Raw genomic sequence first — 8,171 nt, 5'->3', positions numbered from 1 at the left:
CCCGGCCCCTCACGCCGGACCTTTGGCTGCGGGCGGGTGGTCCCTCCCAGCGGTAGCTGGGGGAGGGTGGGCAGTCGTTCCACAGGGCTGGGGGCACCCCCGCTCCGGGGTCAGTCCTCGGCGGAGCCGACCGGCTTGCCGCCGATCACGTCCGGGCCCGGCGCCCGCTCCAGCTCGTGGCTGAGCTGGTCCAGCTCGGAGCCGCCCGCCATCTGGCGCGTGAGCTCGTCCAGGGCGATCTGCGACTTCGTGTGGCTGCCCGCCATCGATCCTCGCTTGAGGAGCACGAAGCGGTCACCGACCAGATACGCGTGGTGCGGGTTGTGCGTGATGAGGACCACGCCCAGGCCCGCGTCGCGGGCCGCCGCGACGTACTTCAGGACGACGCCGGACTGCTTGACGCCGAGCGCCGCGGTCGGCTCGTCCAGGACCAGCACCTTCGCGCCGAAGTACACCGCCCGGGCGATCGCCACGCACTGGCGCTCGCCGCCGGAGAGCGTGCCGATGGGCTGGTCGACGTCGCGCAGGTCGATGCCCATGCGCAGCAGCTCCGCGCGGGTCGTCTCGCGCATCTTCTGTACGTCGAGGCGCTTGAAGGGGCCCGCGCCCTTCGTCGGCTCCGAGCCCAGGAAGAAGTTCCGCCAGACCGGCATCAGGGGGACGACCGCCAGGTCCTGGTAGACCGTGGCGATGCCCCGGTTCAGGGCCTCGCGGGGGGAGGAGAGCTTCGCCTCCTCGCCCTCGATCTCGAAGGTTCCCGCGTCGTGCTGGTGCAGGCCCGCGATGATCTTGATCAGGGTCGACTTGCCCGCGCCGTTGTCGCCGAGGACACACGTGATCTCACCGGCGTGCACCTCCAGGGAGACGCCCTCCAGCGCGCGGATGTTGCCGTAGAACTTGCTCACGTCCGTGAGCTTGGCCAGGGGGCTCACTTGGTCGCCTCCGCGCGCTTACGGACCCAGGCGTTCAGCAGGGTCGCCAGGAGCAGCATCGCGCCGAGGAAGAACTTGAACCAGTCGGGGTTCCACTGCGCGTACACGATGCCCTTGCTCGTCATGCCGAAGATGAACGCGCCGACCGCGGAGCCGATGGCCGAGCCGTAGCCGCCGGTCATCAGGCAGCCGCCGATCACGGCCGCGATGATGTAGAGGAGCTCGTTGCCGACGCCCTCTCCGGACTGCACGACGTCGTACGACATCAGCAGGTGCTGGCCGGAGACCCAGGCGCAGAAGGCGACGGCCATGTAGAGGCCGATCTTGGTCTTGTTGACGGGGACGCCGACCGCACGTGCCGCGTCGGCGCCGCCGCCGACGGCGAAGATCCAGTTGCCCGCGCGGGTGCGGAGCAGGACCCAGGTGGCCAGGGCCACGAGGCCGAGCCACCACAGGATGGTGACCTGGAGGTCCACGCCGCCGATGGTGAGGTGGGAGGCGAACACCGCGTGGGCCGACTCGAAGCCCTCCATGTCGCCGATGGTCTTGGTGGAGACCGTGCCGCCGATGAGCTTGGTGAAGCCGAGGTTGAGCCCCGTGAGCATCAGGAACGTGGCCAGCGTGATGATGAAGCTGGGCAGTTTGGTGCGGGTGAACACGAAGCCGTTGAAGAAGCCGACGGCCAGGGTGGTCAGCAGGGAGACCCCCACGCCGACCCAGACGTTGGCCGTCATCTGGTAGCTGAACATCGACGAGACCAGGGCGGAGGTCGTGACCATCACGCCCGCCGACAGGTCGAACTCGCCGCCGATCATCAGCAGCGCGACCGGTACGGCCATGATGCCGATCGTCGAGGACGCGTACAGCACGGTCGAGAGGCTGGACGCGCGCAGGAAGCTGTCGGCGGCGAACGAGAAGAAGAGGAAGACCGCCGCCGCGCCCACGACCGCGCCCAGCTCGGGGCGGCCGAGCAGCCGGCGCAGTATGCCCCGGTGGAGCAGCCGGTCGTCGGCCGGTGCGGTTGCCGCTGTACTCATCGGGTGCCCCGCTTCGTGTACTCCGCCAGGGTCTTCGCGTCGTCCTTGGTGACGATCTGCGGGCCGGTCAGGACCGGGCGGCCGCCGCCGAGCATGTCGCGGTTGTACCTGTAGAGCCACAGCAGGTCGACGGCCTCGTAGCCCTGGAGGTACGGGTCCTGGTCGACGGCGAAGCCGAGGGTGCCGTCCTGGAGGTCCTTGGCGACCTGGGCGTTGAGGTCGAAGGTGTCGACCTCGACCTTGCCGCCGGCCTGCTTGGCGGCCTTGACGGCCGTGGCGGCGAAGGGGGCACCGAGGGTGACGACGGTGTCGATGTCCTTGTCGGACTGCAGCTTGGCCTCGATGGACGACTGCACGCCGGGCATGTTGGTGCCCTCGACGTAGAGGTTCTGCACGTCGCCCTTGAAGGTCTTCTTCACGCCGTCGCAGCGCTGCTCGTGGCCGACGTTGCCCTGCTCGTGCAGGACGCAGACGGCCTTCTTCCTGCCGCGCTGGTTGAGCTGCTCGCCGACGGCCTCGCCGGCGATGACCTCGTCCTGGCCGATGTGGGTGAGGGTGCCGAAGTCCTTGGACTTGTCGGAGCCGGAGTTCACCGTGATCACCGGGATGCCGGCCTTGCGCGCCTTGGCGACGACGTCCTTCATGGCGTCGGGCTTGGCGAGGGTGACGATCAGGCCGTCGACCTTCTGGTCGATCATGGCCTGCACGCTCTGGGCCTGCTTGTTCCCCTCGACGTCGTGTGCGTAGAGGAACTTGATGTTGTCCTTGACCGCCGCCTGCTTGGCACCGTTCTGGACGATGTCCCAGAAGGTGTCGCCATCACCCGAGTGGGTGACCATCGCGAAGGTCCACCGGGGGGTGTCGACCGCGGAGCGGCCCTGAGCGGCCTTGGCTGCCCGCTCCTCGGCCCGCTTACCGCCCGTGCTGCTGCACCCAGCCAGTGTGGCGCCGAGCACCGCTGCCAGCACGGCGCTCACCGCACGTACGCCTGTCCGAACCCTTGCCACGAGGACTTGCCCTTCTCACTGTCTGTCACGGTGTGGCCGGGCCCCTCTGCCGCGGACCCAACCGCCCAAGTATCCGTCACCATCCGTCACCGCTGTCGGCCGGGGCGTCGGCGGTGCCGAGGGGGGCTTCTTCCTGTGCGTGGAGTTGTAGTGGCGGAGGACACATCGCGTCAAGACTTTGTCAGAACATTCTTATGGCCTGACAGGCTCAGGACCGGGCCAGGAGCTGGAAGTCGAACGCGTAGCGCGAGGCCCGGTAGAGGTGGGAGCCGAACTCCACCGCGCGGCCGGTGTCGTCGAAGGTCGTCCGCTCCATCGTCAGCAGGGGGGCGCCCTCCGGCTCGGCCAGCAGCTCGCCCTCCTCGGCGGTGGCGGCGCGGGCCCCGATCGTCTGGCGGGCGCTGTGCAGGGTGATGCCCGCCTGCCGCAGCAGGCGGTAGAGGCCGGTGCGTCCCAGGGTCTCGGCGTCGAGGTCCAGCAGGCCGACCGGCAGGTGGTTGCGCAGGTGGGCCACCGGCTCGCCGTGGGCGAGGCGCAGCCGCTCCAGGCGCAGGACGTCGGCGCCCTCGGCGATGCCCAGGGCGGCGGCGACCGGCGCGGGGGCGGGCTCGACGGCGTGGTGCAGGACGCGGGTGGCGGGCTGCTGGCCGGCCGACTCCAGGTCGTCGTAGAGGCTGCTGAGCTCCAGCGGGCGCTTGACCTGGCTGTGCACCACCTGGGTGCCGACGCCGCGGCGGCGCACCAGCAGGCCCTTGTCGACCAGTGACTGGATGGCCTGGCGGACGGTGGGGCGGGAGAGTCCCAGGCGTCCGGCGAGCTCGATCTCGTTGCCCAGGAGGCTACCGGGGGCGAACTCACCCCGTTCGATGGCGGCTTCGAGCTGCTGGGACAGCTGGAAGTAGAGCGGGACCGGGCTGCCGCGGTCGAGGGAGAACTGAAGGGGTCGCTGCTTCGCCACGAAGGGAGCGTAGCCGGACGACCTGATGACGGGAAGTCCGGAGGTCCGGTTGTCCGGACATGGGCCCTGCCCCGGTGGCCGGGGCAGGACCCGGCGTCAGAAGCGGACGGGCAGCCGGTAGGGGCCGCGCATCAGCATGCCCTCGCGCCACAGGAGCGCGTCCGGGTGGCAGTCCAGCTCGAGGTCGGGGCAGCGCTCGAGGAGCGAGCGGACGGCGATGCGGCCCTCGAGGCGGGCCAGCGGCGCGCCCAGGCAGTAGTGGATGCCGTGCCCGAAGGCGACGTGGCCGCGGGCGTCGCGGCGGATGTCGAAGCGGTGGGGGTCGGGGAAGCGGGCCGGGTCGCGGTCGGCGTCGGCCAGGGCGACGACCACGAGCTCCCCGCCGCCGGGTATGCGGGTGCCGGCGATCTCCAGCGGCTCGAGGGTGAAACGGTACGTGGAGGTCTCCACGGGACCGTCGTAGCGCAGCATCTCCTCGACGGCGTCGTCCAGCAGCCCGAAGTCGGCGCGCAGCGCCGCGAGCTGGTCGGGGTGGCGGAGCAGGGCGAGCACGCCGTTGCTGATGAGGTTGACGGTGGTCTCGTGCCCGGCGACCAGCAGGAGCCAGGCCATGCCGATGAGCTCATCGGGCGAGAGCCGGTCGCCGTCCTCGTCGGTGGTGCGGATGAGGTCGCTCAGCAGGTCCTCGCCCGGCTGCCGCCGCTTGGCGGCGACCAGGCCGGCGAGGTAGCCGGCGACCTCCTGGGCGTTGCGGGTCTTCTCCGCCGGCGGGGCGGAGCCGATGGCGACGTCCGACCACCGGTGGAACGCGGCGCGGTCGAGGTCGGGCACGCCCAGCAGTTCGCAGATGACGCTCATGGGCAGCGGGAAGGACAGGGCCTCGACGAGGTCGGCGCGCCGGTCCGGGGCCCGCAGCATGTTCTCGAGGAGCCCGTCGGTGATCTGCTGGACGCGCGGGGCGAGCGCCTCGACGCGGCGGGCGGTGAACTCCCTGGCCACCAGCCTGCGCAGCCGGGTGTGGTGCGGGGGGTCGGCGCTCAGCATGTGCGGGCCGGCCGCCACGACGGGCAGGCCCTGGGCCTCGGATGCCTTCTCCCAGTCCTTCGAGAGCCGGGGGTCGTTGAGGGCGGCCCGTATCTCGTCGTGGCCGACGACGAGCCAGCTCTCGACGCCCTCCGGCATGCGCACCCGGTGCACGGGGCCCCGCGCGCGCAGTTCGGCGTACACCCGGTAGGGATCGCGGGTGAACTCGTCGCCCATCGCCGCCAGATCGACCGTCCGGTCCGTGGCTCCCGTTCCGTGCGTCCCTGATGTCACAGCATTGCCCCCTGGTTGTCGGATGCGTGTGCGGACGGGATCACCGTACGAGGGCGTACGGTTCCGCGGCATCGAACCTGAGGACGACTCCAAGTCCTTCTCTCCGCCGCCGGGTTGAGGGCGGGCCCGCTACCAGTGCCGCCCGGCCGGGAGGCGGGAGAGGTGGGGCGTGGACAGGTGCAGGACTTCGTAGCGTTCGGCGTCGCGGCCCTCGGAGGCGGGGACGGCGTCGGCCCACAGCACGAAGCGCATCAGCTGCCAGCGGCTGGGGTCGAGGGCGAGGGCGGCGGTGTGCACCGCGTCGGCGCGCGCCGACGCGCGCAGCCCGGCGAGCGCCTCTGCGACGAGTGCGGCGGGGTCCGCGGTGGCCGGCAGGGGCGTCAGCAGCCGGGACGCGGCCCGGGGTTCGGCGGACCGGGCGGGGCCCGTCTCGCACGCGAGGCCGGCCCAGTGCCGGACGGCCGGGCGGCCGAAGTCCGCGACGATGCCCTGGAATCCGCCCCCGCCGACCAGGAACTCGCCCATCGCCCCGGCGTGCTCCCACAGATAGAACGGGGCGTACTCGTTGACCGGGGAGCCGTCGGTCCCGCGCTCGCGGAGGAGGTAGGCCTTCAGGCCCAGGCCCTCGCGGTCGTCGAGGGCGTGGCCGCGGGTCGCCACGCGCTCCCGGATGGTCTTCATGTCGTAGTCCGCGGGCAACGTGATGGCGTACTGCATGGCGTGCACGGGCGTCCTCCCTCTACGGGCGGTCGGTGACGTGTGCGGCGATGCGAGTGTACATACCAGTAGGTACAGCGCCCGGAGGACGAAGGCCCCGCCACCTCCGTGGGTGGCGGGGCCCGGCGTCGTCAGGGGTGGGTCAGCAGCTGAAGTCGACCAGGTCGAAGGTCCGGTAGTGGTCGCCGGTGTAGTAGTCCTCGTGCGCCTTCTTGCCCGCGACGATCCGTCGGGCGCCGCGGTCCGGGGAGCCCGGGGTGATCACGGTGTACTCGTGGTAGTAGCCGCTCGACTGCCGGGGCAGGACGCCCTCGCGGTTGGTGAAGACGGTCCCGTCCTTGGGGTACGGGAAGGGGCCACCGGCGTCGATCTTGCTGATGGTGTCGTGGGCCTGGGAGGGCAGCTCCGAGTAACAGATGTCACCGGTGCTCTGCACGGCCACGGCCGCGACCGGGGCGGCGGCGGAGTGGGTGGCGGCGATGGCCGGGGTACCCAGGAGGAGCGTCGAGGTCAGGGCGACGAGCGCGGCGAGACGCGCCGAACGGAGGGGGGTTGTTGTCATGGACACAAGCATGACGCGGGGGCCGTATGTCATGTCAATGCCAATCCGCTCATGTTTCCCTGACGTTCATCACAGAAAGAGTTTGCCTCGCGGGCAATTTTTTTGCCTCACAGGCACGCCCGCGTCTATACCGGAAGCATGAGGCCATCGCCCGAACAGCGGCCCGCCCCCGTCGGGGGCCCCGCGGAAGAGATACCCGTCGTCGCCCCGCAGTTGCGGTCCCTGCGCCGGCGCAGCGGGCTGACGCTGGAGGCCGCCGCCGCCCTGGCGGGGCTGTCGCCCGCCCACCTGTCCCGGCTGGAGACCGGCCGGCGGACGCCGTCGCTGCCGATGCTGCTCGCGCTGGCGCGGGCGTACGGCACGACCGTGTCCGACCTGCTGGGCGAGGTGCCCGAGGGCCGCGACCCCATCGTACGGGCCGACCGCATGGAGGCCCAGGAGGCCGGCGGCTGGACGTACTGGCGGGCCGGCGGCTCCGGACGGGCCATGCAGGCCCTGCGGCTGCACGTGCCGCGGGGCGGCGGCCAGGAGGAACTGGTGCGGGTGCACCCGGGCGAGGAGTGGCTCTACGTCACCGGCGGACGGCTGCGGCTGACGCTGGGCGAGAGCACCCACCTGCTCGAGACCGGGGACGCCGCCCACTTCGACTCCCTCACCCCGCACCGCATCGCGGCGGCGTCGCCCGGCGGAGTGGACCTGCTGTTCATGCACACGCTGATGCAGAGCGGCGTCTCCGAGCTGTGCCTCGGCGCCGCACCGACCAGGAGGGAAATGCCATGAGCGACAAGGCGATCGGCGACGAGGCGAGGACCTTCGTGGAGGAGGACCGGGCCCCGATGGGCATGACGGTCCGGGTCTTCATCTATCTCGTCGCCGTCCACTTCATCGTCGCCTTCTTCTTCCTTCTCTTCTACATCGGCGGCGCGCGGGAATAGCCGGCACGGCCGCCGCGCCCGCCGATACGCTGGTGCCATGGCCCGTACAGCCCGGGACGTCCTCGACGACGCGCTCCGCACGCTCGCACCGGGCGGCGGCACCGTCCGCCTCGTCCCCGAGATCGCCTCGGGCCGCGCACCCCGCGCGGCCCTCGCGGCGTTCGCCCTCGAACAGCACCACGTCATCACGAGCGACCGGCGCAGCTTCGCGCACCTGGCCGAGCGGGCCGGCGCGGGACGACAGCCGCTCGCCGCCGACTTCTTCGACCACCTCGCGCGCGGCGAGGACGTCGCCCTCGAGCGGCTCGGCCCGCTCGCGGCCGCCTGCGGGCTCGACGAGGCGGCCGTACGCGCCCATGAGCCGCGGGCCGGGTGCCAGGCCTATCCGGCGTACGCGGCCTGGCTGGCGCTGTGCGCCGAGCCCGTGGACGTCGTCGTCGCGCTGAGCACCAACTTCGCCGCGTGGGGCGGCTACTGCGCCACCGTGGGCCTGGCGCTGCGCGAGCACTACGGCTTCGACGACGCCGCGTGCGGCTTCTTCGACTTCTTCGCGACACCCGACCCCGAGGGCGCGCAGCGCACGCTGGCCGCCGTGGGCGGCGGGCTGACGGACGGCCGGCTGTCGGAGCCGCTGGCGCACCGGTACGGGCGGCTGTTGCGGGACTACGAGTCGATGTTCTGGGAGACGCTCTCCCCCTAGGATGAC

General features: G+C 71.5%; 10 protein-coding genes. 3 read left to right on the top strand and 7 right to left on the bottom strand.

What is annotated here, in order from left to right; all coding sequences use genetic code 11:
- Positions 1-110: 110 nt before the first annotated feature.
- The 7 genes from J1792_RS23920 to J1792_RS23890 form a co-directional block, all read right to left on the bottom strand.
- Entirely contained in the window at positions 111-932 is an 822-nt protein-coding gene (locus J1792_RS23920) for an ATP-binding cassette domain-containing protein (protein WP_207248145.1), read from the bottom strand.
- Positions 929-1,969, bottom strand: coding sequence for an ABC transporter permease (locus J1792_RS23915; RefSeq protein ID WP_086574784.1), 1,041 nt, complete (start codon positions 1,967-1,969; stop codon positions 929-931). The genes J1792_RS23920 and J1792_RS23915 overlap by 4 nt, the downstream gene beginning before the upstream one ends.
- Positions 1,966-2,976, bottom strand: a complete 1,011-nt coding sequence (locus J1792_RS23910) for a sugar ABC transporter substrate-binding protein (RefSeq protein ID WP_207248144.1) — start codon at positions 2,974-2,976, stop codon at positions 1,966-1,968. Before J1792_RS23910 ends, J1792_RS23915 begins: the two co-directional genes overlap by 4 nt.
- Positions 2,977-3,184: 208 nt before the next feature.
- Positions 3,185-3,934, bottom strand: coding sequence for a GntR family transcriptional regulator (locus J1792_RS23905; RefSeq protein ID WP_207248143.1), 750 nt, complete (start codon positions 3,932-3,934; stop codon positions 3,185-3,187).
- A 96-nt stretch (positions 3,935-4,030) separates the two neighbouring features.
- The gene (locus J1792_RS23900; protein WP_207248189.1) at positions 4,031-5,194 is read right to left on the bottom strand and encodes a cytochrome P450 family protein; all 1,164 of its coding nucleotides are present in this window, start codon (positions 5,192-5,194) and stop codon (positions 4,031-4,033) included.
- Positions 5,195-5,380: 186 nt separating this feature from the next.
- Positions 5,381-5,977, bottom strand: a complete 597-nt coding sequence (locus J1792_RS23895; RefSeq protein WP_207248142.1) for a DUF4865 family protein — start codon at positions 5,975-5,977, stop codon at positions 5,381-5,383.
- A 133-nt stretch (positions 5,978-6,110) separates the two neighbouring features.
- Entirely contained in the window at positions 6,111-6,530 is a 420-nt protein-coding gene (locus J1792_RS23890) for a guanyl-specific ribonuclease (RefSeq protein ID WP_207248141.1), read from the bottom strand.
- A gap of 138 nt (positions 6,531-6,668) precedes the next feature.
- On the opposite strand from J1792_RS23890, the gene J1792_RS23885 reads away from it, so the two are divergent.
- The 3 genes from J1792_RS23885 to J1792_RS23875 are packed head-to-tail and all read left to right on the top strand — an operon-like array spanning position 6,669 to position 8,165.
- Complete coding sequence (locus J1792_RS23885) at positions 6,669-7,310, top strand: helix-turn-helix domain-containing protein (protein ID WP_207248140.1); 642 nt, start codon at positions 6,669-6,671, stop codon at positions 7,308-7,310.
- Complete coding sequence (locus J1792_RS23880) at positions 7,307-7,465, top strand: DUF6126 family protein (protein WP_207248191.1); 159 nt, start codon at positions 7,307-7,309, stop codon at positions 7,463-7,465. The genes J1792_RS23885 and J1792_RS23880 overlap by 4 nt, the downstream gene beginning before the upstream one ends.
- Positions 7,466-7,502: 37 nt before the next feature.
- Positions 7,503-8,165 carry a transcriptional regulator gene (locus tag J1792_RS23875; RefSeq protein WP_207248139.1) on the top strand — a complete coding sequence of 221 codons (663 nt, stop codon included), beginning with the start codon at positions 7,503-7,505 and terminating at the stop codon, positions 8,163-8,165.
- Positions 8,166-8,171: the final 6 nt, after the last annotated feature.

Origin of the sequence: Streptomyces triculaminicus (assembly GCF_017349075.1) — a bacterium.
Taxonomy (GTDB): Bacteria; Actinomycetota; Actinomycetes; order Streptomycetales; family Streptomycetaceae; genus Streptomyces; species Streptomyces triculaminicus.
Note: the sequence above shows the minus strand (reverse complement) of the source record. Positions and strands in the feature narration are given on the sequence as shown.

What these genes read in the sequence shown, in the direction of transcription:
- J1792_RS23915 (WP_086574784.1), bottom strand. Translation starts at nt 1,969, where the DNA reads ATGAGTACAGCGGCAACCGCACCGGCCGACGACCGGCTGCTCCACCGG.
- J1792_RS23900 (WP_207248189.1), bottom strand. Translation starts at nt 5,194, where the DNA reads ATGGGCGACGAGTTCACCCGCGATCCCTACCGGGTGTACGCCGAACTG.
- J1792_RS23890 (WP_207248141.1), bottom strand. Translation starts at nt 6,530, where the DNA reads ATGACAACAACCCCCCTCCGTTCGGCGCGTCTCGCCGCGCTCGTCGCC.
- J1792_RS23885 (WP_207248140.1), top strand. Translation starts at nt 6,669, where the DNA reads ATGAGGCCATCGCCCGAACAGCGGCCCGCCCCCGTCGGGGGCCCCGCG.
- J1792_RS23880 (WP_207248191.1), top strand. Translation starts at nt 7,307, where the DNA reads ATGAGCGACAAGGCGATCGGCGACGAGGCGAGGACCTTCGTGGAGGAG.
- J1792_RS23875 (WP_207248139.1), top strand. Translation starts at nt 7,503, where the DNA reads ATGGCCCGTACAGCCCGGGACGTCCTCGACGACGCGCTCCGCACGCTC.